At 69.6% G+C, this 23,089-nt stretch carries 18 protein-coding genes and 3 pseudogenes; 10 read left to right on the top strand and 11 right to left on the bottom strand.

The window, feature by feature from the left end; genetic code table 11:
• Positions 1-92: 92 nt before the first annotated feature.
• Positions 93-1,121, top strand: coding sequence for an acyl-CoA desaturase (locus AB0937_RS36465; protein WP_366718190.1), 1,029 nt, complete (start codon positions 93-95; stop codon positions 1,119-1,121).
• A gap of 246 nt (positions 1,122-1,367) precedes the next feature.
• On the opposite strand, the gene AB0937_RS36460 is transcribed toward AB0937_RS36465, so the two are convergent.
• Positions 1,368-1,802: an NlpC/P60 family protein gene (locus AB0937_RS36460; RefSeq protein WP_366718158.1), complete on the bottom strand. Its 435-nt coding sequence runs from the start codon at positions 1,800-1,802 to the stop codon at positions 1,368-1,370.
• A 1,130-nt stretch (positions 1,803-2,932) separates the two neighbouring features.
• Between AB0937_RS36460 and AB0937_RS36455 the strand changes: the two genes are divergently transcribed.
• On the top strand, positions 2,933-3,769 hold the full coding sequence (locus AB0937_RS36455; protein ID WP_366718156.1) for a DUF5937 family protein: 837 nt from the start codon (positions 2,933-2,935) through the stop codon (positions 3,767-3,769).
• Between the two features lie 30 nt (positions 3,770-3,799).
• Here AB0937_RS36455 and AB0937_RS36450 read toward each other — a convergent pair whose 3' ends face one another.
• Positions 3,800-4,201 (bottom strand): hypothetical protein, encoded by a 402-nt coding sequence (locus AB0937_RS36450; protein WP_366718154.1) that lies wholly within the window; start codon positions 4,199-4,201, stop codon positions 3,800-3,802.
• 200 nt (positions 4,202-4,401) lie between these two features.
• Between AB0937_RS36450 and AB0937_RS36445 the strand changes: the two genes are divergently transcribed.
• Together AB0937_RS36445 and AB0937_RS36440 are read left to right on the top strand one after the other, a co-directional pair.
• A complete protein-coding gene (locus AB0937_RS36445) occupies positions 4,402-5,403 on the top strand; it encodes a DUF389 domain-containing protein (RefSeq protein WP_366718152.1) in 1,002 nt (333 codons plus the stop codon).
• A gap of 156 nt (positions 5,404-5,559) precedes the next feature.
• On the top strand, positions 5,560-6,447 hold the full coding sequence (locus AB0937_RS36440) for a universal stress protein (RefSeq protein ID WP_366718150.1): 888 nt from the start codon (positions 5,560-5,562) through the stop codon (positions 6,445-6,447).
• Positions 6,448-6,451: 4 nt separating this feature from the next.
• On the opposite strand, the gene AB0937_RS36435 is transcribed toward AB0937_RS36440, so the two are convergent.
• The gene (locus AB0937_RS36435; RefSeq protein WP_366718148.1) at positions 6,452-7,477 is read right to left on the bottom strand and encodes a 6-phosphofructokinase; all 1,026 of its coding nucleotides are present in this window, start codon (positions 7,475-7,477) and stop codon (positions 6,452-6,454) included.
• Positions 7,478-7,733: 256 nt separating this feature from the next.
• Here AB0937_RS36435 and ppk2 point away from each other — a divergent pair, with 256 nt between their 5' ends.
• On the top strand, positions 7,734-8,537 hold the full coding sequence (gene ppk2, locus AB0937_RS36430) for a polyphosphate kinase 2 (protein WP_366718146.1): 804 nt from the start codon (positions 7,734-7,736) through the stop codon (positions 8,535-8,537).
• A 121-nt stretch (positions 8,538-8,658) separates the two neighbouring features.
• Entirely contained in the window at positions 8,659-9,474 is an 816-nt protein-coding gene (locus AB0937_RS36425) for a beta-glucanase (protein WP_366718144.1), read from the top strand.
• A 43-nt stretch (positions 9,475-9,517) separates the two neighbouring features.
• On the opposite strand, the gene AB0937_RS36420 is transcribed toward AB0937_RS36425, so the two are convergent.
• Entirely contained in the window at positions 9,518-10,024 is a 507-nt protein-coding gene (locus tag AB0937_RS36420; protein ID WP_366718142.1) for a hypothetical protein, read from the bottom strand.
• A 146-nt stretch (positions 10,025-10,170) separates the two neighbouring features.
• On the opposite strand from AB0937_RS36420, the gene AB0937_RS36415 reads away from it, so the two are divergent.
• Entirely contained in the window at positions 10,171-11,007 is an 837-nt protein-coding gene (locus AB0937_RS36415) for a DUF2182 domain-containing protein (protein ID WP_366718141.1), read from the top strand.
• A 112-nt stretch (positions 11,008-11,119) separates the two neighbouring features.
• Positions 11,120-11,776 (top strand): DUF1326 domain-containing protein, encoded by a 657-nt coding sequence (locus AB0937_RS36410; protein WP_366718140.1) that lies wholly within the window; start codon positions 11,120-11,122, stop codon positions 11,774-11,776.
• Between the two features lie 29 nt (positions 11,777-11,805).
• Here the strand turns inward: AB0937_RS36410 and AB0937_RS36405 are convergent, their stop codons facing one another.
• Entirely contained in the window at positions 11,806-13,260 is a 1,455-nt protein-coding gene (locus AB0937_RS36405) for a tannase/feruloyl esterase family alpha/beta hydrolase (protein ID WP_366718139.1), read from the bottom strand.
• 340 nt (positions 13,261-13,600) lie between these two features.
• Here AB0937_RS36405 and AB0937_RS36400 point away from each other — a divergent pair.
• A pseudogene (locus tag AB0937_RS36400) lies at positions 13,601-14,617 on the top strand (PHB depolymerase family esterase); the annotation flags it as partial.
• A 103-nt stretch (positions 14,618-14,720) separates the two neighbouring features.
• Here the strand turns inward: AB0937_RS36400 and AB0937_RS36395 are convergent.
• The 6 genes and pseudogenes from AB0937_RS36395 to AB0937_RS36370 form a co-directional block, all read right to left on the bottom strand.
• Positions 14,721-15,155: a VOC family protein gene (locus AB0937_RS36395; RefSeq protein ID WP_366718137.1), complete on the bottom strand. Its 435-nt coding sequence runs from the start codon at positions 15,153-15,155 to the stop codon at positions 14,721-14,723.
• Positions 15,156-15,562: 407 nt separating this feature from the next.
• Complete coding sequence (locus AB0937_RS36390; RefSeq protein ID WP_366718135.1) at positions 15,563-17,287, bottom strand: acyl-CoA dehydrogenase family protein; 1,725 nt, start codon at positions 17,285-17,287, stop codon at positions 15,563-15,565.
• Between the two features lie 78 nt (positions 17,288-17,365).
• Positions 17,366-17,923 carry a PadR family transcriptional regulator gene (locus AB0937_RS36385; RefSeq protein ID WP_366718133.1) on the bottom strand — a complete coding sequence of 186 codons (558 nt, stop codon included), beginning with the start codon at positions 17,921-17,923 and terminating at the stop codon, positions 17,366-17,368.
• Positions 17,924-18,348: 425 nt separating this feature from the next.
• Positions 18,349-20,631: an NACHT domain-containing protein gene (locus tag AB0937_RS36380; RefSeq protein WP_366718131.1), complete on the bottom strand. Its 2,283-nt coding sequence runs from the start codon at positions 20,629-20,631 to the stop codon at positions 18,349-18,351.
• A gap of 225 nt (positions 20,632-20,856) precedes the next feature.
• Positions 20,857-20,964, bottom strand: a pseudogene (locus tag AB0937_RS36375) (AraC family transcriptional regulator); the annotation flags it as partial.
• A gap of 80 nt (positions 20,965-21,044) precedes the next feature.
• Complete coding sequence (locus tag AB0937_RS36370) at positions 21,045-21,689, bottom strand: hypothetical protein (RefSeq protein ID WP_366718129.1); 645 nt, start codon at positions 21,687-21,689, stop codon at positions 21,045-21,047.
• A 184-nt stretch (positions 21,690-21,873) separates the two neighbouring features.
• Between AB0937_RS36370 and AB0937_RS36365 the strand changes: the two are divergent.
• Positions 21,874-23,064 (top strand): annotated as a pseudogene (locus AB0937_RS36365) (spore photoproduct lyase family protein).
• The last annotated feature ends 25 nt before the right edge of the window (positions 23,065-23,089 follow it).

Below are 23,089 nucleotides of genomic sequence, written 5' to 3'. Positions count from 1 at the left end.
CGCGCGGGGGGTGGACACCATTCTGCCGCCGGAGAATGACTTCGATACTGAGCCCCATGACCAATTCACTGGTGCTTCCGGCAGGCCCGCCGATGCGAGGAGAACGACAGAGGAAGAACAAGGGGAGCGATTTCTCTGAATTGTCGCGGCGCATGGCCGAGGCCGGGCTTCTCCGGCGCCGTCCGCTGTATTACACGGTCCGTTTCGGACTGGTCGCCCTCGCGCTCGCCGGGTGCGTCGGCGCGTTCATCGCACTGGGGGACAGCTGGGGCCAGTTGTTCGTCGCCGTCGCCCTGGCCGTGGTCTTCGGACAGCTCGGCCTGGCCGCCCACGACCTCGCCCACCGGCAGGTCTTCTCCGGTCGGCGGCCCAGTGAGGCGGGGGGACTGCTGGTCGCCGACCTGTTGCTGGGCATGAGCTACGGGTGGTGGATGAACAAGCACACCCGGCATCACGCGAACCCCAACCACGAGGGAAAGGACCCGGACGTCTCACCGGACATTCTCGTCTGGTCGCGCCGGCAGGCGCGCACCGCCCGGGGTCTGCCGCGTTTCATCGGGAAGCACCAAGCCGTGCTCTTCTTCCCGCTGCTGACCCTGGAAGGGCTGAACCTGAGCTTCAGCAGCTTCCAGGCCCTGAAAAGTCCGTCGATGAAAAGGCCGGCGCTGGAAGGCACGCTATTGGTGGCGCATTTCGTGGTGTACCTCGGCGGACTGTTCACCGTCCTCTCCCCCGCCAAGGCGCTTCTCTTCCTCGCTGTCCACCAGGGCCTGTTCGGGATCTACCTCGGTTCGGTGTTCGCGCCCAACCACAAAGGGATGCCGATGATCGAAGAGGGGGCCTCGCTGGACTTTCTGCGCCGTCAGGTCCTCACCTCACGCAACGTCCGGGGCGGCGCACTGATCGACGCCTTCATGGGCGGACTCAACTACCAGATCGAGCATCACCTCTTCCCCAGCATGCCGACACCCGCACTCGCCAGGGCCCAGGTCATCACCGAGCGGTACTGCGCGGAGTTGGGCGTCCCTTACCACCAGACCGGGCTGATCGCCTCGCACCGGGAGGCGCTGCGCCACCTCAGGAGCGTCGGCGAGCCGCTGCGCGCCCCGGCAGCGGGCTGACCCGGCTTCCCGGCTGCATGGGCAGGCGGCACCAGGGGGTGCGTTCGACCTCCCGGTGTCACTCCGCCGCTTCGCCCCGACGGCGGGCCCGAGCCCGTGCGCCTGCCCCCCGCCTTGCCCATGAGCCGGTCCCGACCCCATGCAGCAGGAAAGCCAGAGGTGTGACGAGGAGACCTGACAGCAGTGCCTGGCCCCGGTCTCTCTCTCCACTTCTTCTCGCGATCCGTCGACAGCCGAGGTCAGGTTTCAGACCGGGCGGATCGCGCCCTTGATCGCCGACTGGCCGGCGAAGAACACCGACTCCTCACGGATGAGCGCTCCCGGTCCCGGGGCGTGGATCATCATGCCGTCGCCGCTCCAGATGCCGACGTGGCTGAGGTCGTCGTGGAAGAAGACCAGGTCTCCGACCTGGACATCAGCGAGCGAGATCTGCACTCCGGCCCCCCACTGGGCCTGGGTGCTCCGTGGAAGCATGACGCCGACAGCCTTCCACGCGGCCTGTGTGAGACCGGGGGCGTCGTACGAGCCCGGCCCGACCGCGCCCCACACGCAGGGCCGACCGATCTGAGCGCGAGCGAAGACGATGACCCGCTCGGCCTGGGTGCTGTGGCCGCCGGCCGGCGTGGACCAGGAGCCGGCGTAGTCGCCCGGTGCGTAGGTGGTGGAGGCAGGCCGGTGCACGGCGAGGGGCTCCGAGACCGGCGGTGCGGCGTCAACTGACAGTGCGGCAGGGGTGGATGCGGTGCCCGGCTCGGTGGCCACCCCCGCCGGGGCAGGGGCCGCAAGCGAAGGTGCCGGGATGTCGGGCAAGCCGAAGTCACGGTACGGTGTGGCCACTTCGGTCGGCGGACCGGAGCTGTGATACGCGGTGGGGTCGAGTGACGGAGGCGTGGCATACGGCGCGGTTGCACCGGTCGCCCAATCGACACCGTACGTCTCCGTCCCGCCTGTCGGGAGATCCATCGGGTGAACACCCGCCGCGAGGGCCGGGACAGCGGACAGGGCCGCGGTGGACTGTGAGCCGGACTCCAGGACGGGTGCGGGTGCGGGCGCTGCCGGTACGGGCCCCGGTACGGGCTCATACGGCGACCACGGGGCCATGTCACCGCCGAAGGCCGGCGGTGCAGCGGCTTGCAGGGCGCTTGCGTCCGGATGGGGCTCGCCTGCCGCAGGCTGTGCCACACGCGGGCCGGGGAGCTCCGGGAGAAGGTCAGTGGCCGGAGCCGGGGCTGATCCGGCGGTCAGCTCCCGCGCACCACCGGTCGCCGCCTGGGGCGCTTCGAGGGCGCGGAGTTCCGCAGGGCGTTCCGCGGGACGCGCGGGTCGTGCTTCCCGGGGCGCGCTGTCGGGCCGGACCGGCGCTTTGCGCTGCGCGTGCCAGGCCGGCACCGTTGGGCCCATTTTGGTGCGGGCGAGGTCGAACCACTGGCGGGCGAAGCTTCCGACCGCCGGCTCCATCTCCTCCTCGGACCGGCCTCGGGCGGCCACGCCCCGCTGACGCGGGATCGCGGCGGCGCGGGTCGCGTTGAAGGTGCCTGAGTCGCTCTCGGCGCGGTCGTAGAGGCTGTCGATCCGCCGCCGGACCTCCTCGGGGCTCGGCCTCTCGCTCTCACTCGCCAACGCGGGCACCAGCCAAGTCGGTCACTCCGGGGAGCGGGGTTCGTTCCAGCGCCATGGAAAGGCACTCCTTCCGTCCAAGAGCACACGAGAACCACCTGTCCATCGGCAGAAGTCGTGCACGCGGTAACCAACTTAACCAACTTGTGAGCCTTCCGTGAAGATCGAAGTTGCGAATTGCCCTTTATGCTTCTGTGACTTTCGCCCCTCCCGCCGCGCAACCGAGATCATCCGCAACCGTCCGCACCGGCACCGGCACCGGCCAACACGGCGTGAGCCGGCGTCGCACCGCCAGGCCGGGCGATGGGCGATCAGACGGCGCTGCCGAGGAATCCACGCGCCGCTGTCTGCGCCGCTCGTACGCCCGCGGGGAGTTGGCGCGACAGTTGGTGGCGGCCCCGCTGGAGCTGCGGGACCGGCTCCTGACGGCGCTGCGGGCCGCCGACACCGCGTTCTTCGCCGAGGACTGGCAGCGGCTGCGGCCGCTCCTGGAGGACCACGCCCGGGAAGTGCGCCGCAGGCTGGCAGCGCGGTCGCCCGCCGACGTGCTCAGCGAGCTGCTGCCGACCGCGGTAGGTGTCGGGCCGGGGGAACGTGTCCGGCTGGACAAGCTGCAGACCGACGAGGTGAAGATCGCCCCGCGGCCCCTCGTCCTCGTCCCGTCCGCCCGGGTGTGGCCACATCTGACGGTCGAGCACGAGCACGCCTCCTGCGTGACGGTGCAGTACCCGGTGCCTGCCGCGACCCCGGGCGGTCAGCTCACCTTGCGGGATCTGCACGACCGGCTGATGGCGCTGACCTCACCCGCCCGGATGGAGCTGTGCCGTCATCTGCTGGGCGAGCCCATCACCATCTCGGAGCTCGCCGCCCGGCTCGGCTCCAGCGAACCGCAGGTCTCCCGCGCCCTGCGGCCCCTGCGCGATGCAGGCCTCGTGCGCTCGACCCGGGAAGGGAAGCTGGTGCGTCACCGGCTCGCCACCGATGTCGTCCGCCGGCTCGGGCACGACGTGCTGGCGACCGTGGCGCGCTGAGTCACTCCGGCCGGGGCCACTTGCCACACGTCACTCCCGTACGACGCACAGCGCCCAGATGACGAAGGCGTACAGCGCGATCAGGACGAGGGACCACACGGGGTAGTACGGGATCGACAGGAAGTTGGCGACGATGAGCAGTCCCGCGATGGCCACGCCGACCACCCTGGCCCACAGCGCGCGCGAGAAGAGGCCGGCGCTCACGCCCAGCGCGATCACTCCGAGGATCAGCTGGATCCAGCCCCAGCCGGTGAGGTCGAACTTGAAGATGTAGTCGGGTGTGGAGACGTAGACGTCGTCGTCGGCGATGGCCATGATGCCCCGGAAGAGGTCCAGGATGCCTGCGACGAACAGCAGAACGGCGGCGAACGTCACCAGCCCTCCGGCGGCCGCCTCGGATCCCCTCGAGCGATGGTGGGCGGTTGTTGCCATGTCCGCTTCCTCACTTCCGCGTCGTACAGCTTCCGCGTCGTGCAGCGAGTCGTGCTGCCCTTCCGATCATGGGCGGCGGCCCGCGCCGGTTGCTCACCCGTGACGGGTGAGGTTCATGAGGCCGGCCTTCTCCCGCGCCGCGGCGCCTCGTGCACGTGTCCTGCCCGTGAGGAGCGGGCTGGGCGTGATTGTTTGGAGACATGATCAGCAAGGTTCGCGCGCACGTTCTGCCGGTCTCCCAGCGCCGCTCGCTGGACGAACTGACCCAGGATCTCGATCTGTCGTCCGGCGACACCACGTCCAAGCGCTCGGCCTTCTGGACCATGCTGACGCTGTCGTCGGTCATCGCGGGTGGCGGAGTGCTCACCGACTCGACGGCGACCGTGATCGGCGCCATGATCATCGCGCCGCTGTCCACGCCGATCATGGGCATCGCCCTCGGCTCGGTGCAGCGCCGGCGCACCGGTTCGCTCCTGATCGTCCTCCTCGCGTGCCTGCTGGTGATCGCGGTCGGAGCGGTCATGTCGCTGGTTCTGCCCGATGACTACGACCTGCTGTCCAACAGCCAGATCTCCTCCCGTACGTCGCCGGGGCTGATGGACCTGATCGCCGCCCTGGCCACGGGCCTGGCCGGCGCGGTGGCGCTGGCACGGCGGGACGTCGCCGCCGTGCTGCCCGGAGTCGCGATCGCCATCTCCCTCGTACCTCCCCTGGTGGTGGTCGGGGTGTGCCTGGGGAAGCTGTCGGGGTGGCTGGCGCTGGGCGCGCTGACCCTGTTCGTGTCGAACCTCTTCGCCCTCGTCTTCGCGGGCATGATCGTCTTCGCCTCGCTCGGTTACGCCACGAGGGCCGGCGCGGCAGCCGGGCGTCCCGCGCGCAGCGCGTACGCGGCCATGGCTGTGCTCTTCGTCGTCGTGCTCGTGCCCTTGACTGCCAACACCGCGCTCACGTTGCTGCTCAACGCCTGGACCAGCCGCGCCAAGGACGCGGCGCAGCAGTGGCTCGCCGACGAGCCGGGCGCGGACGTCACGAGTGTCGACGCGCACGCCCGGACGATGTACATCCACGTGCGCACGCCGGGAGAACTGCCGCCGGTGCGGTCCCTGCTCGACCGGCTCGAGGGACGGATCCCGGACGGCATGCCCGTCGTGGTGGACGCCTCGCGTGGTCGGCGCATCGACGCCGGAACGGTCGGTGACTGACCGACCGCCTCGCACCCGGGCAGCGGGCTCACCCGTGCCCCACGCACGGTGTCCGCTTCCCTGTCCGGCCCGGGCGCCGGAGCGGTCCCGGCGTGGAACAGTGGAGACGAGGAGACACGGCGCCCTCACTGTGCGGGCCGGACGAAGGAGGCCGGGATGCGTCCCCCTGTTCTGGCGGGCATCGACGGATCCGAGTGCGCGGCGGCGGCGGCCGACTGGGCGGCGCGGGAGGCAGTTCTGCGCGGCACCGCGCTGCGGCTGCTGCATGTGTCCCCGGAGTTCACCGGGCCCACCGCTGCGGGCCCGGCGCGGGAACGCCTGCACGTGCTGGGAGCCCGGCTGGTCCAGCGGACGGTCGAAAGCCTCACCGCCCGCCATCCGGACCTCGACGTGAAGGGCGAGCAGGCGGACGAGCCTCCCGCCCTCGCTCTCCTCGGCGCGGCACGCGCGGCCGGACTTCTCGTCGTGGGCTCACGTGGCACGGGCGGTTTCCGGGATCTGGTGATCGGCTCGGTCGCCTTGCGGATGGCGGCGGCGGCCCCTTGCCCCGTCGTGCTCGTCCCTCCACCGAACAGCACCCTGGCCGACGGTACGGCCCCGCCGCGCGACACCGGCAACATCGTGCTGGGCTTCGACGCCCACCGGCCGGCCGTTGAGGCGGCGGACTTCGCCTTCCGCACCGCCGACGCCGGCGCGGCACGCCTGCACGTGGTGCAGGCGTGGGCACTGCCCGCCGAATCCGTCTCCCCCCGCACCTTCGTGGTGACCGAGGAGGACCGAGCCACCTGGGAGGACCAGGAGGTCCTGGGGCTGTCCGACGCACTGCGGCCGTGGCGGGAGAAGTATCCGCGCGTGAGGGTGGCGACCGATCTCATGCTGCTCCATGCCGCGGAGGCGCTCCTGAACGCCTCCCGGGATGCGGACCTGCTCGTCGTGGGGCGCCGCACCGACCCCGGGGCACCCGAGGGCCGGCTGGGTCCCGTCGCGCATGCCGTGCTGCACCATGTCCGCTGTCCGGTCGCGGTCGTACCGCACGGCGCGTGACGGCTCAGCCGAAGAACACCTCGAACTCGTCGTACAGCGACGGATCCACCAGCTTGTTCTCCGCCGTGGCGGCCGCCAGCGGCAGGCGGACGATGCGGGTGCCCTCGAGGGCGACCATGCAGCCGAAGTCCCCGTCCTTCACGGCCTCGATCGCGTGCAGCCCGAAGCGGGTGGCCAGCCACCGGTCGAAGGCACTCGGAGTGCCGCCACGCTGGATGTGCCCGAGCACGGTGGTGCGGGCGTCCTTCTCGGTGCGTGCCGAGATCTCCTGGGCCAGCCATTCGCCGATGCCGGACAGCCGTACGTGTCCGAACTCGTCCAGCGACTGGTCCTTGAGGATCATCTGCCCTGCCTTGGGGACGGCTCCCTCGGCCACGACGACGATCGGGGCGTAGTTGATCTGGAACCGGCTCTTCACCTGTTCACAGACCTGTTCGATGTCGAAGGGCCGCTCCGGGATGAGGATCACGTTGGCGCCGCCCGCGACGCCGGCGTGCAGGGCGATCCAGCCGGAGTGGCGGCCCATCACCTCCACGACCAGGGCTCGCATGTGGGATTCGGCGGTGGTGTGGAGCCGGTCGATGGCCTCGGTCGCGATGCCGACGGCGGTGTCGAAGCCGAAGGTGTAGTCGGTCCCGGTGACGTCGTTGTCGATGGTCTTGGGCACGCCGACCAGGCTGATCCCCTGGCGGCTGAGTTCCGTGGCCGCCCCCAGGGTGTCCTCTCCGCCGATGACGACGAGCGCGTCCACCTCGTGCGCGGCGAGGGTCTCGCGCACGCGTTCCAGGCCGTTCTCGTGCTTGAACGGGTTCGTACGGGACGACCCGAGGATGGTCCCGCCCCGGGGCAGGATCCCGCGCACGCCGGCGATGTCCAGGGGGACGACATCGTTCTTGAGCAGACCCAGCCAGCCGTCGCGCACGCCGACGAAGTCGAACGAGTACTCCTGGACGCCCTTGCGGACGACACTGCGGATCACGGCGTTGAGGCCGGGGCAGTCACCGCCACCGGTCAGCACTCCGACCTTCATGGGCCCTCTCCCGTTCGCCGCACGCTCCGTCCGACGGCGGACCTCGTGACGACCGTGGCACGCAGCCGGGAGGCAGGAACCGCCGCCTCGCTTACAGCCTCCCTCGGTTCCGTCCACGGTGGCCACTCGAAGGACTCCGGCCCGGACCTCGACCGGATCGCCCCGCAGGCGACCCGGTCGTCCGTCGTGCGGGCGTGCCCGCACGCCAGTACGGTGCCAGCACGGCGTCCCGAGGAATCCCGGAGCGGGAGACGGCATGACGGACAGCAAGTCGGCGAAGCTGCCACGCAAGGTGTACGAGAAGGAACTGCTGCGTCTGCAGACGGAGTTGGTGAAGCTCCAGGAGTGGGTGCGGGCGGAGGGAGCCCGGCTGGTCATCGTGTTCGAGGGGCGTGACGCAGCCGGCAAGGGCGGGACCATCAAACGGGTCACCGAGCACCTCAACCCGCGTATCGCCCGGATCGTCGCGCTGCCCAAGCCCACCGAACGCGAACGCACCCAGTGGTACTTCCAGCGGTACGTCGAGCACCTGCCGGCCGCCGGGGAGATCGTGCTGTTCGACCGGTCCTGGTACAACCGGGCCGGCGTCGAGCACGTGATGGGGTTCTGCACCAAGGAGGAATACCAGCTCTTCCTCCGGCAGTGCCCGATCTTCGAGCGGATGCTCGTGGAGGACGGCATCCTGCTGCGCAAGTACTGGTTCTCGGTCAGCGACACCGAGCAGCAGGAGCGCTTCCGCAAGCGCCTGAAGGACCCGCTGCGCCACTGGAAGCTGTCACCGATGGACCTGGAGTCGATCACCCGCTGGGAGGCGTACTCGCGCGCCAAGGACGAGATGCAGGTGCACACCGACATCACCGAGGCACCGTGGTACGTCGTCGAGAGCGACGACAAGCGCCGCGCCCGGCTGAACATGATCGCTCACCTGCTGGGATCCCTGCCCTACCACGAGGTGCCCCCGTCGGTGCTCGAGCTGCCCGCCCGCCCGCCCTCGACCGGCTATCAGCGCCCGCCGCGCGATCTGCAGACTTACGTTCCCGACCATGCCGCAGGGCTGTGAGCGTCCGGACCGGCGGTTGCGGCATGCACGACGGAGGCCCCGCGTTCACTCATACGGGTCAAATATGCCCTCCGCGGGGGATCGGGAGCATGTCGGGCCGCCGGCCGGTGAGACATCTGCTATGACCGAACCCTTATCGACCGGCTCGTTCCCGGCTCCCGGCCGTGCGCTGTCCACCCCGGTCGTCTTCACAGCCGACTTCACCTCCACCACCCAATGGGTGGCGGGCCGTTCCTGGGCCTATCCCGGCGGAGGCCCGGTCAACCCACACGATGACAAGCTCGACCACCTCGTGGCCGACGCCGACTACAGCCGTTCCGGCGTCTTCCGCGCGAGACGGCGACAGGACGGCCGGTGGAACACCGGGCTGCTCACCACCGAGGGAAGCCAGGAGGGATTCACCGTCCGCGCCGGAGACGTGCTGGAAGCGCGCGTTCGGCTGCCGAAGGAGATCGGTGCCTGGCCGGCGATCTGGACCTGGCGCGACGGTGACCAGGAGATCGACGTCTTCGAATACCACCCGGACAACCCCGATCTCCTCGAGTTCACCAACCATGTACGGGGCACCAACCGCTACCACCGCGACAAGGCGGTCCGCCCGGACGCCTGGGTGAACCTGCGCACCGTGTTCGGCACCCGCTCGGTCGACTGGTGGCTCAACGACAGGCCCGTCTTCAGCGACGGGCGCGGCGTGGGCCGGAGTTGGCACGCCTACCTCATCGTCAACCTCTCCGTCTGTGCCGGGAGATACCACCCCCCACCTCAGCGGGGAACCACTGAGATGTCGTACGAGGTGAGCCACCTGCTCGTACGCCGACCCGCCTCGGCCAACACCCCGGCTGACGCCACGCCTGACGCCGATGAGCGGGAAGCGCCCACCGTCACCGGCGGCGAACAGCCGGCGCACATGCCTCGGGAGGACTCCGCCTCACCCTGATTCGGGGACCGGCCGACTCGAAACCACGGGCCAGGCTGCCTGATCACCCCTCCTCGCGCCACCACGCGGGAGACAGGCTGAGGCTCCGCACCTCGCCCGCCTGCCCCTGGGCGTCCTCGTCCGCACGGACGAAGATCCTCACGCCGGACCCCCGCACGCGGTAGCGGTGGATGTCCCCGGTCGTGCCGTCCTCGTCCGGTTCGAGTTCGATCGAGCAGCCGCGCCCGGTGATCGCCGCGGCCAGGACCTCGAAGCGCGTCGCGGGGGCGAAGGTGCCGTAGGCGTCGCGCAGGGCAGCCGGTACGGACGTCTCGGTGTCCCCTCGCAGACGGTGCACCTGCACGCTCACCCCGAAACAGGGCCAGGCGCCCTCCTCCTCTTGGAACGACAGCTCCACGAGCCCGTAGTCCCGGCGCAGCAGGCCCCCGTCCTCCGCGTCGAGGAAATCGGAGCCGAGTGCGGTCTCCCACTCGGCGGGCTGCGCGCCGATGCCCACACCCAGCACGTCGCCACGGGTGGCGACGTGGGCGTAGAAGTCGAGGCCGGACATCCGCATCCCCCCTTGCCCCGCTGCCGTATGTGGCCGAACCCGAGGCGATACGCAATTACCGATCGGTAGCTTACTCGGGACGCGGCGAGGAGTCGCGGCGCGGCAAGGTGCGTGCTGTGCTGGGATGATACGCAGGGAGTGCATCGATGCGGCATTTCCGGAGTTCCGTCCTCGTCTCCGCCCGGTCCCCCGCCCCGACCGGAGCGGGAGGAGCGTTGCTGCCGACGCGGGAGCTCGCGGTCGCCTGGTCGCTGGTCGTCCTGATCGCCGTGCCCGCCTGGGTGCTGACCGCCGGGCAGGCCGGGGACATGGGCGTCGAGCCCGGCACGATGGGTCTGGCCCTGCCGCTGTTCCTGTTGCTCTGGGTGACGATGATGGCGGCCATGATGCTGCCCTCCATGGCACCGGTGGCCCTCACCTGGGTAAGGGGGCTCGGGCGCCGGTCGTCCGGGTGGAGCCGGGCGGGGCACACCGTGGAGTTCGTGGGCGGGTACCTGCTCGTGTGGACGGCCTTCGGGCTGCTCGCCTACGTCGCTCTGGACTTCACCGGTGACCTGGTGGCCGATCGTCCGACGGCGGGACGCTGGATCGGGGCGGTGGCCTTCCTGCTGGCGGGCCTCTACCAGCTGGGCCCTCTCAAGAACGTCTGCCTGCGGCACTGCCGCGACCCCATGAGCCAGCTGGTGCGTTACGCCGGGTTCCGGCGGCCGGCCCGCGATCTGCGGGTGGGCCTCCACCACGGTGGCTACTGCGTCGGCTGCTGCGCGGGACTGATGATCGTCCTCGTGCCGCTCGGGGTCATGAACGTTGCGGCGATGGCCGGACTGGCGGTGGTGATCTTCGTGGAGAAGCTGTGGTCAAGGGGGCCGCTGCTGGCTGGAGTGGTGGGTGTTGTCTTCCTGGTCCTCGCCGTGCTGGCGCCGTTCCAGGACTGGCTGCTGCCCGGATTGCAGGAATCGGCGCCTTCGATGAGCGACATGTGACGCACTGCGGCAGGCTGGAAGGGAGGCCGCGTCGCGATCCGCGTGCGGCTCGGGACGTGCGGTCTCGCCACTCCGAAAGAGCCCCGCTCGGGCTCGACGGGAGGGATGCGAGATGACGGAACAGGACAGCGCAGGCACCAGCTGGCATCTGGCGGGTGACTGGTTCGACGTGTGCAAATGCGCCATACCGTGCCCTTGCACGTTCGCGCAGCCGCCGACCTACGGTGACTGCGAGGGCGTGCTGGTCTGGCACATCCGTGAGGGCAGCTACGGCGATGTACGCCTCGACGATCTCAACGTCCTGATGCTGGGCGCGTTCGTGGGCAACGTCTGGGCCGGCGAGCACAGTGACGCGTACGCCGCGGTCTTCCTGGACGAGCGCGCCGACGACGGGCAGCGAGCCGCGCTCGGGGCCGTCTTCGGCGGTGAGGCGGGAGGCTGGCCGGCGCGGTTCGGCGAGATGTTGCGGCCCGAGATGCGCGGCATGGAGTTCGCGCCGATCCGAGTGGAGATCGACGAGGACCTCGCCACCTGGAGGGCCGAGATCCCCGGCCGGGTCACGGCCACGGCCGAGGCGCTCACCGGCCCGACGGCACCGGAGGGTGCCCGCGTCCAGGTACACAACGCCCCGGGCGCCGAGGTGGGACCGGGCCAGGTCGCCACCTGGGGACGGGCCACCGCGGACCGCGCCGACGCCTTCGGCTTCTCCTGGGAACGCTCGGGGAAGTCGAGCAAACACTTCCCCTTCGACTGGACAGGACCCGACTGAGCAGGGCTCCGCAGGACGTGTCAGGCGGTTCAGGGCCTGGGCGGCGAAGCGGCGTCCGCGTGGGCGGTCAGGGGGCAGTCCTCGAGGAGTGTCGCCGGGTCCGCTTCGGAAGGCAGCGGCACCGTGCGGGAGGCAGGCGGACGGTGCCCTGGCCGGCTGAGCCAGTTCTCCAGGGCCGCGAAGGCGGTGCGGTGGCACGGCGTGAGCGGGCGCAGGCGGTCGGGGTGGGTGTCGACGAGCGCGTCCGTGTGGGTGCCGCCCTCGATGCGGTAGTAGCGGTGCAACGGGCCCCGGCCAGACTTGCGAACCATACGGGCGTAGACGTCGGAGTCCTGGGAGATCGGCAGCAGGACGTCCAGGGTGCCGTGCACGGTGATCAACGGTTTGCCGATCCGGCCGGTCAGCTCGATCTTCTCCACGGCTCTGCGGACTTCGCCGGGCCGGGCGGCATAGTCGTAGTCGGCGTCGCAGGCCGGTGTGCCCGGCGCGCAGAAGGGCGTCCCCGCTTCCGTCGGGCCGTCGAAACCGGGGTCCAGTTCCTCACGGTAGAGGCGCTGGGTCAGGTCCCAGTAGACCTTGTGGTGGTACGGCCAGAGGAACTCGGAACCGGCCGGAAAGCCGGCGGTGTGCAGAGCCCTGCGCGCCGCGTCGGCGTCCTCGCCCCCGTCGGCGTACCCGGGGTAGCTGCGGAGTGCCTCCGGCAGGAAGTTCAGCAGGGTGGGGCCGTCGGAGCGCCACAGGGTGCCCTCCCAGTCGACTCCCCCGTCGTAGAGGCCGGGGTGGTTCTCCAGCTGCCAGCGCACGAGGTAGCCGCCATTGGACATGCCGGTGACCAGGGTGCGCGACGGCGGCCGGTGGTAGTGCCGGGCGACGGTGGCACGGGCGGCTCGGGTGAGCTGGGTGAGCCGGCTGTTCCATTCCGCGATGGCGTCGCCCGGCTTCTTGCCGTCCCGGTAGAAGGCCGGGCCGGTGTTGCCCTTGTCGGTGGCGGCGTAGGCGTAGCCGCGGGACAGCACCCAGTCGGCGATGGCCCGGTCGTTGGCGTACTGCTCACGGTTGCCGGGGGTGCCTGCGACCACCAGGCCGCCGTTCCAGCGGTCGGGCAGTCGGATGACGAACTGGGCGTCGTGGTTCCATCCGTGGTTGGTGTTGGTGGTGGACGTATCCGGGAAGTAGCCGTCGATCTGAACGCCGGGGACCCCACTGGGTACGGCCAGGTCCCTCGGCGTGAGGCCCGCCCAGTCCGCAGGGTCGGTGTGACCCGAGGCTACGGTGCCTGCCGTGGTCAACTCATCCAGACAGGTGGCGCGTTGATGCTCCGCCCCCGGTACGCGCGCTTGGCTGATACGCGCGCAGAGGCCGCTGCCGGCGCTCACCGGCGCCCCCGTGGCGGGCCCGGGGGTGAGGGTGAGGACGGCCAGCGCGAGAGCCGCCGGCCCGCCGCGTCGCCAGGATCGTGGCCCGGGGTGGAACGAGAAGCGCATGGCGTGAACCTCCGCGGTCGCGTGCAGGGGGTGCGCGGAAGGCTATGACGCCGGTTCGCCGCGACATATGGGGCTGCCGACCATCGTCCGAAGCGGTGGAGTAGTTGTGGGCACCACCTGGCGACGGGTCGAATCAGCCTGACCCAGGGGGGATTTGGCCTACGGGATCCTGGCCGTACACGAGTCTTCACGGGTCGGGAATGTCCCGCCGTCACACAAGTTCTCGTCGCTGGTGGCCGTCCCGTCCATGCCGCCCCCGGCACGTGAACCCCGATGATGCTGGCCCGGTCACCGGTGCTGCGGGTACCGGGGATTCCCCCCACGTCAGGAGGCAGTCGTCATGGGACATTCGCGTCTTGCGTTCCGTTTTCCGCTGAACCTCGTCCGGGGCGTGCGCCGCTGGGCCACCGCCACCGCCGGTGCTCTGGCCCTGACCGGTGGCCTGCTCGCCGCCGGCCCGCAGGCATCCGCCGCGGGTCTGACCCAGGTCACAGGTTTCGGCACCAACCCCGGCAACCTGTCGATGTTCACCTACGCGCCAGACTCGCTGCCCGCCGACGCCCCGCTGGTGGTCGCCCTCCACGGCTGCACGCAGAGCGCGAACGACTACTACACGCACTCGGGCTGGCCCAAGTTCGCCGACCTCTACGGCTTCGCGCTGGTCCTCCCCCAGACGAGCAGCGCCAACAACGCCAACTCCTGTTTCAACTGGTTCGAGCCGGGCGACAGCGGACGCGGTCAGGGCGAGGCGCTGTCGATCAAGCAGATGGTGGACAAGGCCGTCGCGCTGTACGGAGGCGACACCCGGCGCGTCTACATCACCGGCCTGTCCGCGGGCGGGGCCATGACGGCGAACATGCTGGCCGCCTATCCCGACGTCTTCGCGGGCGGGGCCATCGACTCCGGCATGCCGGCACGTTGCGCGAACAGCCTGGTCACGGCCTACACCTGCATGTACAGCCCGCCGGACAAGAGCCCCGCCCAGTGGGGGCAGTCGGTGCGGTCCGCCGCTCCGGCCGGCACGACCTCCTGGCCACGGGTGGCGATCTGGCAGGGCACCTCCGACACGACCGTGAGGCCCGCCAACGCCACCGAACTCCGCGACCAGTGGACGAACGTCTGGGGCATCGGCCAGACGCCCTCCCGCACGGAGTCCCTCGGCGGGGGCACCACGTCGAGTGTGTACGACGACGCCTCCGGCCGCTCCGCCGTCGAGGTGTACTCCGTGTACGGCATGAGGCACGGGCTGGCTGTCGAGCCGGGCGGTGGCGCCGAACAGTGCGGCAGCTCCGGCACCTACTACCTCGACACCATCTGCTCCAGCTACCACACCGCCCGGTTCTGGGGGCTCGACGGTCGTGAGAACGGCGGCACCCCGCTCGGCTGACGGCGGAGCGTCTCGATCCCGCGCCGACGAGCGCGGCACCCCCGGATCAGGCGCCTGGGATCGTCACCTGCGGTCAGTCGAGACAGAACTCGTTGCCTTCGATGTCCCGCATGTTGATGCATGACTCGTTGTCGTCATCGGCGAGCAGCGTCTTCACGTGTTCGGCGCCGAGCGCGACAAGCCGTTCGCATTCGGCCTCCAGCGCGGCGAGGCGCTCCTCGCCCACAAGTCCCGTGCCGACGCGCACATCGAGATGCACTCGGTTCTTCACGACCTTGCCCTCGGGAACGCGCTGGAAGAGCAGGCGCGGGCCTTCGCCCGAGGGATCGCTGCACGCGAAGTAGACGACCTGGTCCTCCGGCGGCAGCGAGCGATGGTGGTCCTCCCACGTGGCGAACCCCTCCGGGGCCGGCGGCACGACGTACCCCAACACCTCGCACCAGAAAGCGGCGAGTCGCGCAGGTTCCGCACAGTCGAAAGTGACTTGGAACTTCTTGATCGACGGCATCGGCGCACCATACCGGGGGCTCCCCTGCCAGCACGAGCGCTTTTCGAGGGCACGACCTACAGCTTCGGATGCGACCCGAGGCTCGCGATACACGCCCCACCCTCCACACCGTGTGTCACGGAGCGATCGCCCGTCATGCTGCTCGCTGCCTGTCGGGCGTCCTCATCCAGGCGCTCATCCGGCCCCGCGGCGAGAATCTGCCTCACTCCCGTGGCCTCAGCCGCCGCACTCCCGGACCGCTTCGCCCGCGTCAGTGACACCACGGGCCAGCACGCCTTCTTCGCCACCGCCGAGGAGCAATGCACCGCCTTTCCGGCCAACCGCTCCGGCCCACCGGCGAACGCCTCGCGGGGTACGGCGGCGGCCGCCGTACCCCGCGGTGGTTCGTCCGAGGCCGTGCCGAGGCCTCAGGGCATCATCTCGTACGCCCCCGACAGCGCCTCGACGCGCTGCCAGACGCGCTCCGAACGTGCCTCGTCGACCGCCGGGCGCCGGACGGCGCCGAGTGCCCAGTGCTGCTGCTCCTCGGTTGCGGAGTCCTTGCCGTGCAGCTCGACGGCGTGCGCGGAGAAGTCACGTACGAGGACGGCGAACAGTTCGTCGAGGACGTCCTCCTCGACGCCGGCCAGGGCTGCCTGCTCCAGGACCAGCTGTCCGTGGACGACGAGTGCGAAGAGCTGCCCGACGGCGAGGAGGAGGTCGAGGTCCCTGCTCTGTTCCTCGTCGGGAGCGGCTGTGCGTACGAACTCGCAGAGCGCGTCGGCCTGTTCACGGAACCGGGCGACGTTGGGCAGGTGGGCGTAGGTGTCGAAGGCCGGCCGCCAGTCGTGGAAGCGCACCGAGCCGAGGCCGCGGGCCGGTCCCTGGCGGAAGAGGAAGTCGTCGTCGGCCGCGTCGAGGCGGGTCGGGACGGGCTCGTAGGCGACCGGGTCGAGGAGGTGGTTCCGCATGAACTTGAGGATCAGCGCCAGGTTGACGTGGACGGTGCCCTCCAGCTTCGGCAGGCCGCGGATCTCGATGGCGGCCTGGGCGAAGTAGTTGTCCCTCTCGAAGCCCTTGGCGGCGATGACGTCCCACATCAGGTCGATGACCTTCTCGCCCTCGGTGGTCACCTTCATCTTCGTCATGGGGTTGAAGAGGAGGTAGCGCCGGTCGTCGGGGCCCGCGGTGCGGAAGTAGTCGACGGCGCGGTCGCTGAACAGCTTCATGCCGACGAGTCGGACGTACGCGTCGGCCAGCTCGCGCCGCACGTGCGGGAAGGCGGTGACGGGGCGGCCGTAGAGGATGCGGTTCTGCGCGTGGGTGACGGCCTCGTACATCGCGTGCTCGCAGATGCCGATCGAGGCGGTGCACAGGTTGAACTTGCCCACGTTGACGGTGTTCAGGGCGGCGTCGAAGGCGGCGCGACCGGTGTGCAGGATGTCCGCCGGGGTCACCGGGTAGTCCTCGAGGCGGAACTCGCTGACGTACTTGGAGGAGTCGACGACGTTCTTGACCAGGTGGTACGCCGGGTGGCGGCTGTCGGCCGCGAAGAACACGTAGCCGTCGGGGCCCTCGATGTCGGTGCGGCGGCCGAAGACGGAGACGAGTCCGGCGGCGTTGCCGTTGCCGATGTAGTACTTGGAACCGGTGGCCCGGAAGCCGCCCGTCCCGTCCGGCTCGAGCAGCATGTCGGTGGAGTAGATGTCGGCGCCGTGCGTCTTCTCGGAGAGCCCGAAGGCGAACACCTCGCCCTGGGAGAGGAGTTCGGCGGCTCGGGCGCGGGCCTCGGCGTTGTCGCTCTGCCAGACGGGGCCGAGCCCGAGAATGGTGACCTGCCAGGCGTACCAGTAGTCGAGGCCGTAGAAGCCGAGTATCTCGTTCAGGGCGGCGATGCGGGCGGTGTCCCAGCGCTTGTCGCCGTCGTCCTCCGCGGAGGCGGAGGCGGGGGTGAGGAAGGTCGCGAAGAGCCCTTCCTCGGCGGCGAAGGCGAGGAAGTCGCCGAGCCAGGCGCGGGTCCGGTAGTCCTCGATCAGCCGGCGCTTGCCCCGCTCTTCGAACCAGTCGACGGTGGCGCGCAGCAGCCTGCGGGTCTCCGGGTCGAAGTGCGCGGGGTCGTATGTGCGCGGGTTGAAGAGCAGCGCGTCGGTCACGGGTGCCGCCTTTCGGCTGGGATGGATGAGGGTGGGTCCGGGCACGGTCATGGTCCCGGTGAGGGCCCGCTCGGCAGGTCAGTGTTCGGCGCCGAAGCGGGCGAGTGTGGCGAGGACGTCGTCGAGCCAGGCGATCATCATGCGTTCGTACGCGATGCCGCCGCGCAGCACGACGTGCTGGAGTTCCCGCTCGGCGTCGAGCGGACCGTCCGCCGGAGGCTCCCCGAAGTCACGGGCCTCGCCCGCGAGGTAGTGAGCGAGGCGGCCGGTGTGCGCCTGCCGGTGCCGCTCGACCTCACTGATCAAGGCTGCCGGATCGTCGAAGGCGGCACCCCGGATCTTCACCGCCAGGTCGTGCCGCACGCTCTCCGGCTCGGTCGGTTCGCTCAGCCACACGGAGAGCGCTTCTCGTCCGGGCTGGGCGACGGAGTACTCCTTCTTGTCCGGACGCCCGTACTGCGGGACGTCCCGGCCGTCGACCCAGCCGTCGCTCTCCATCCGCTTGAGTACGCGGTAGATCTGCTGGTGGGTGGCGGTCCAGAAGTACCCGATGGACCGCTCGAACCGCCGGGCCAGCTCATAGCCGGAGCCCGGCTTCTCCAGCAGGGAAACGAGGATCGCATGCTCGAGCGCCATGCAGCGATCCTCCTATGCACCTCGTTGCATAACAACGCTTCCACCGTGAGACACGGCTCACCTGGGGCAGGTCGCGCAGATCATTCCGGCCTGATGGCTCCCTCACCTCAAGCCCGGGGCGTTGCCTCTGCCTCGCCCGCCACGTGAACTCCCGCACCGGCCGGGATGACAGCACCGGCGTCGTCGAACACCTTGCTCGCCGGCAGCCCGCGGAAAAGGTCTCCAGGTTGGCGGTCAAGGTTCAGGCCACGACCTATCGGGGGGCAGCCGGCTGCACGCTGCGCGTCCCACAACCGGCACGTAGGCCTACTGTCACAGGCTTTGATCTGCGACAGCACCATCGGGACCACATAGGACGCCGGTGATTGAGAACCCCGCCGCGGCTGTGTGCAGTCCTGTCCCGTCCCCGGTCCGGTGCCTTCTCTTCATCCGTGGCCTGCATCCGGCGGAGGCACGCGGCGCGGCTCTGGGGCCGCGGGGCGGGCGGCAATCCATTGCTGGAGCTCTTGGTGGCGGAACTGATAGGCGATGCCGGACGGTCGCAGAAGTCCCGCTGTACTGGCCCAGTCGAGAAAGGACCGCAGCCTGACAGGGAGTCGCTGGCCCCCCAACGTGCAAAGCCGAAAAGCCAGATGGCGCCGCCACGCGTTAGGTCCGAGGGACAGCAGGCTCACGGTGAAGGCGAGCCAGCCGAGGCCTGTGGCGGCATACCAACCACTGACGGCCGTGGAGCCGGCCGCGACTGTAACCGCTGTCACGAGGGCCACACCCAGAGCGGACCGCACATCGTCCCGGATATCGGTACCAGGCGGGCGGGGGCGGTTCGTGGGATCTGTGACCGCGACGGTGACACCGCGGACGAAGGCAGTTGGCAGGGCTGCCACACAGAAGGCGAGGCAGACGAAGCGCACCAGGACGTACCCGATGAAAGCGCCGAACGCAAAGCTGAACACGGTCGTGGTGATGAAACGGAACACGGGGTTGGCTTCCGCGTCCAGGAAATTCATCCGGAGAACCGCAGGAGTGCGAGAGGGGAAGTCTACGACATGGAACACGTGCACGAGCAGGGAGAACACCAAGTACCCGAAGGCGAACATGGGGACGGTTCTTGGGAGGTCTTCTGGCTCTAGGCCCCACCTGACCTCGTCATAGGCGGTCCTGAGCCCCTCCAATGGACGCAGGCGGCGGCGCCTCGAGCGAGAAGGCAGGCTCAAAGGCTGAGGTTCCCGGATCGCGCCAACAGCGTTCACGACCCCGAGAAGTCCCGCCAGACCGACGACGAAGACGTTCGACGTACCCAGGGGTGGCGCCACGACCATGGCAGGTGACCACAGCGCGACAAAGACGACGAAGGTCAGTACACCGTCGACGAACCGTACACGTGTCCTTCCACCCAGCGGCCACAGGCGGTGAAGAACCAGATCCGCCCCTGGCTCCGGCGGTGCGTCGGGCCGATGTCCCGGACGTGGGTTGGTGAGCGATGTGGACATGTGGTGCAGCCAGCGGTGCACCTTGACCGCGTCGTACCGTCCGTCACGACAAGCATGGCTCGCCGTGACCGCTGGAATGTAGCGATCCAGCAGATACTCCTCCACTGCTTCAGGCGAGCGCGGTGCACGCAGCTCCGCAGGGTCACCCTCGTCACGGTAGGCAGCGGCAATCAGCGACAGCCGCCACGGCGTCGACAGCGCGTCCCTCAGCTCAACTGCCCTCTGCGCCAGGGTCCTGAGCAGCCGCTCCCAGTCGTCCTGCCGCCAGTCAGTCCTCTGGGTGCAGCGCGCGTGCAGGTAGGCCGCCGCCCGCCCCGTGTCGACGCCGTCGACGAGCACGAGTGCGACGTCGCGCAGTCTGGCCTTATCAGGCAGTGCGTCGTAGTGGGTGTCGCGGCAGGTGAGGATCAGTGGTCCCGGGGGCTTGTCCCATGCGTACTCCTCAAGTGCTTTCAGAGCGGTAAGAGCCCGCGTGGCGTTCGGGTCAGGGCACGGGAAGCCGGAGGTGTCCCGGACGATGCCCCCACTGTCCCTCAATGGCGGATCCATCTCATCGAGGCCGTCAAGGACCGGCAGAATGAGGCCGTACTCGAACAGCTCCCTCGCCAGCGTCCGCGAACAGTCGAAGGTGGAGACGATCTGGCTTACGAGGAAGTCCTCGAGTCGAGGCATTCTTGTCAGGTCCCACTCGGCCAATGACAGCCGAAGAGGGACAGAGGTGGCGAGGTCCGTCCTGGACTCGGCCAGTTTCCGGACCAGTTCCATGGCCAGAACCGTTTTCCCCGCACCGGGTGGGCCCACGATGACCAGCCGGCCATGCGGCACGCTCCGGTAGAAGGAGGCAACGTCCATGTTCGTCGTCCCTGAACCCTCGACGACGTGCAGCCACCCTTCCGTGGCCGTCATCGCTGCCGACTGCCCGGTGTCGCGCAGGGAGTAGTGCAGGTTGACACATGCGTTACTGACGTCGCCTACCAGGATGGCCAGCTGCCGTTTCTCCGTCGCCTCGATCTCTCTGGCGATCCTCCTGGACGCCTCTTCGGCAGTGGTCAAGGCGGTGGCGGCGCGGTTCGTCGCCTCGATGGATACAGCTAAGCTGACTACGGAGACGAAGAGGCTCACCACGCTGAGCGGAATCCCCACGACGGCCGAGGTGTCGGGTGCCGAGTTCGCTTCTCCGAGTTTGCTGACAGCCCAGACCAACGCCAGCAGGACCATGACACCGTTGACGCATACGGCTGCGATGCTCGCGCTGCGCCTTCTATGTACCCGAGACATCCCGGAATTGTGCCCCAAATCAGCCCGTTACACCCCGACTTATCTGAAAAGCGGGATGGTTTACCGGACGCGATGTCGAACTGATCATGTTGACCGCGAGTTCGACCATGCCGACTCGGTGATGTGATCTTTCCGTTGGCTTGGCTTGGATGGACGTCCGTGTCGTCAACTCGCCTCAGGCCCGAACCGACGCTCGTACGCCGACGGAGCGATGTCCGTCTCCCGACACATCAGCGTGCGCAGGTTGGCAGTGGTGCCCAGACCGCTCAGCCGTGGCCGGCACGGGCCTCGTGCAAGATGCGTCCTCTTCTGTTCCGCCAGGGGTTTCCAAGGGTGTAGTGAACCGGGGCCGATCAGCAGGGCTGACTGCGGCCTTTTCGCCCACGCTCGCTGCGCCGCAGGGCTCGACGCTGTTTTCCCGGCAGGGTGGCGGCCAACTCTCCCACCGGGGCGACGGCGTGACCGGTTTCGTCCCGGTTGCCCGGGCACCACCACACAGGTGGGCCCGCCGCATCCGTTTCGTCCTTGCACCAGTCGTCAGCCGTCCCCGCGGGACGAGGGTGCGTCCCGAGCTTGTGTTCCCGGCAGACCGGCCAGACCTGCCACAGCAGCTCCATGATCGTCGACTGCGCGGCGTCTGCGACCACGGTCAGGACCGTCGCAGCGTGGTGCGGCTCCGGAGGGTCACCCTCCTCCAGATCGCACGCATTGACCGCGTTGCCGTGCCAGCGGCCGTCGGGCATCGCCACGTAGACCTGGCCCCTGTCGCTCCCGTTCGCAGGCACAGGCTGCCGAGGCGGGTCCACCATCAGGATCAGCGGATCTTGGCCCGGCAGGGTCGCCCGCAGGTCACGATTGACCGCAGCGAGCGCGGACTCCAGCTTCGGCCACTGGCCCGGCTCGGCTCGTCCTGGCCGCGGGTGATCCTGCCCGTCGTGCTCCGGGCCGCCGCTGAGGTTCGAGAACATATCCACCGGCGCATCGTCCCAGCTCTGCACTGGCGGCACGGCGCCGGGGGAGCCGCGGGCGGGGCTCTGGAACGCCCTCGCCGTGCGTCGAGGGCTGTGCCGTCGGGCTCGCCGCAGCGCGTGAGCGGTGTGTGCCCCGTACAGTCAAGTGACGGCGGACGGCCTCTGCTCCGGAAGCCTCTTGTCCCCTCGCACGATCCGTACGGGAGCCTCCATGCACCACCCGTCCGGGCACCATCCGTCCGGCAGTCCGGACGATGACTCCGGCGCGCTGTTCGGGCTCGACGCCCTGTCCCCCGGCCCCGCCGTGGCGGACCGGTCCTCCTCGTTCCGCACCTCCCCGGAGGCACGCCGGCTGCTGCCCGTACAGGAGATCTACGCCGAGCCCGAGGCTGCCGCGTCCCCGCGTGGCAGGCAGATCAGCGCCCGGTTCCCCGACGCCCGGCTGACCATGGTCGACTCCCACTGGCGCATCCCCGGGCTGCACGGCAACCAGGGCAACATCGAGCGCTGGGTACGCATCAAGGGGGAAACGCTGGTGCTGGGCGAGAAGAAGACCCTCGCCAAACGCCCCAACGGCCGGTCCGCCGACTGGATCGCCCCCGGCGCCTCCAACGGCTGTGCCATGGCCTGCGCCTACTGCTACGTGCCCCGGCGAAAGGGGTACGCCAACCCCATCGCCGTCTTCACCAACACGGACCGGATCATCGCCCACCTCGCCCGGCACGTGGCACGGCAGGGACGCAAGCCCGAGCCGAACCAGTGCGACCCCGAGGCGTGGGTGTACGACATCGGGGAGAACGGCGACTGCTCGGTGGACGCGCTGATCTGCGACAACACCGCGGACCTCGTGCACGCCTTCCGGCAGTGGCCCACGGCCAAGGCGTCTTTCGCCACCAAGTTCGTCAACCCCGGCCTGCTGGCCCTCGACCCGCGTGGCCGCACTCGCATCCGGTTCTCGCTGATGCCGCCGGACGACGCCCGACTGCTCGACGTGCGCACCTCCCCCGTCGCCGAGCGGATCGGCGCCGCTGCGGACTTCCTCGACGCCGGGTACGAGGTGCACTTCAACCTCTCCCCCGTGGTCATCCGCCCCGGCCGGCAGGACGCCTGAGCGCGGCTGCTGACGCACCTCGACGACGTCCTGCCCCGGCGGGTGAAGGAGCAGGCCGCCGCGGAGGTGATCATGCTGACCCACAACCAGGAGCTGCACGAGGTCAACCTCGGCTGGCACCCCCGGGCCGAGGAGGCCCTGTGGCAGCCGGACCTCCAGCAGGCCAAGCGCTCCGAGAACGGCGCCCTGAACGTCCGCTACCGCAACGGCGTCAAAGGGGAGGCCGTGCGGACACTGCGCACTCTGATCGACCGCCTTGCGCCGTGGCTGCGGGTGCGGTACGCCTTCTGAGCGGCGGAGCCGGACCGGCCTCGCC

The organism is Streptomyces sp. NPDC047880 (genome assembly GCF_040706515.1).
Classification (GTDB): domain Bacteria; phylum Actinomycetota; class Actinomycetes; order Streptomycetales; family Streptomycetaceae; genus Streptomyces.
This window is presented reverse-complemented; position numbering and strand designations above follow the sequence as displayed.

Coding starts and splice junctions, on each gene's coding strand:
- AB0937_RS36465 (WP_366718190.1), top strand. CDS start 93: ATGCGAGGAGAACGACAGAGGAAGAACAAGGGGAGCGATTTCTCTGAA.
- AB0937_RS36450 (WP_366718154.1), bottom strand. CDS start 4,201: ATGGCAACAACCGCCCACCATCGCTCGAGGGGATCCGAGGCGGCCGCC.
- AB0937_RS36445 (WP_366718152.1), top strand. CDS start 4,402: ATGATCAGCAAGGTTCGCGCGCACGTTCTGCCGGTCTCCCAGCGCCGC.
- AB0937_RS36440 (WP_366718150.1), top strand. CDS start 5,560: ATGCGTCCCCCTGTTCTGGCGGGCATCGACGGATCCGAGTGCGCGGCG.
- AB0937_RS36435 (WP_366718148.1), bottom strand. CDS start 7,477: ATGAAGGTCGGAGTGCTGACCGGTGGCGGTGACTGCCCCGGCCTCAAC.
- ppk2 (WP_366718146.1), top strand. CDS start 7,734: ATGACGGACAGCAAGTCGGCGAAGCTGCCACGCAAGGTGTACGAGAAG.
- AB0937_RS36425 (WP_366718144.1), top strand. CDS start 8,659: ATGACCGAACCCTTATCGACCGGCTCGTTCCCGGCTCCCGGCCGTGCG.
- AB0937_RS36420 (WP_366718142.1), bottom strand. CDS start 10,024: ATGTCCGGCCTCGACTTCTACGCCCACGTCGCCACCCGTGGCGACGTG.
- AB0937_RS36415 (WP_366718141.1), top strand. CDS start 10,171: ATGCGGCATTTCCGGAGTTCCGTCCTCGTCTCCGCCCGGTCCCCCGCC.
- AB0937_RS36410 (WP_366718140.1), top strand. CDS start 11,120: ATGACGGAACAGGACAGCGCAGGCACCAGCTGGCATCTGGCGGGTGAC.
- AB0937_RS36405 (WP_366718139.1), bottom strand. CDS start 13,260: ATGCGCTTCTCGTTCCACCCCGGGCCACGATCCTGGCGACGCGGCGGG.
- AB0937_RS36395 (WP_366718137.1), bottom strand. CDS start 15,155: ATGCCGTCGATCAAGAAGTTCCAAGTCACTTTCGACTGTGCGGAACCT.
- AB0937_RS36385 (WP_366718133.1), bottom strand. CDS start 17,923: ATGGCGCTCGAGCATGCGATCCTCGTTTCCCTGCTGGAGAAGCCGGGC.
- AB0937_RS36380 (WP_366718131.1), bottom strand. CDS start 20,631: ATGGTCCTGCTGGCGTTGGTCTGGGCTGTCAGCAAACTCGGAGAAGCG.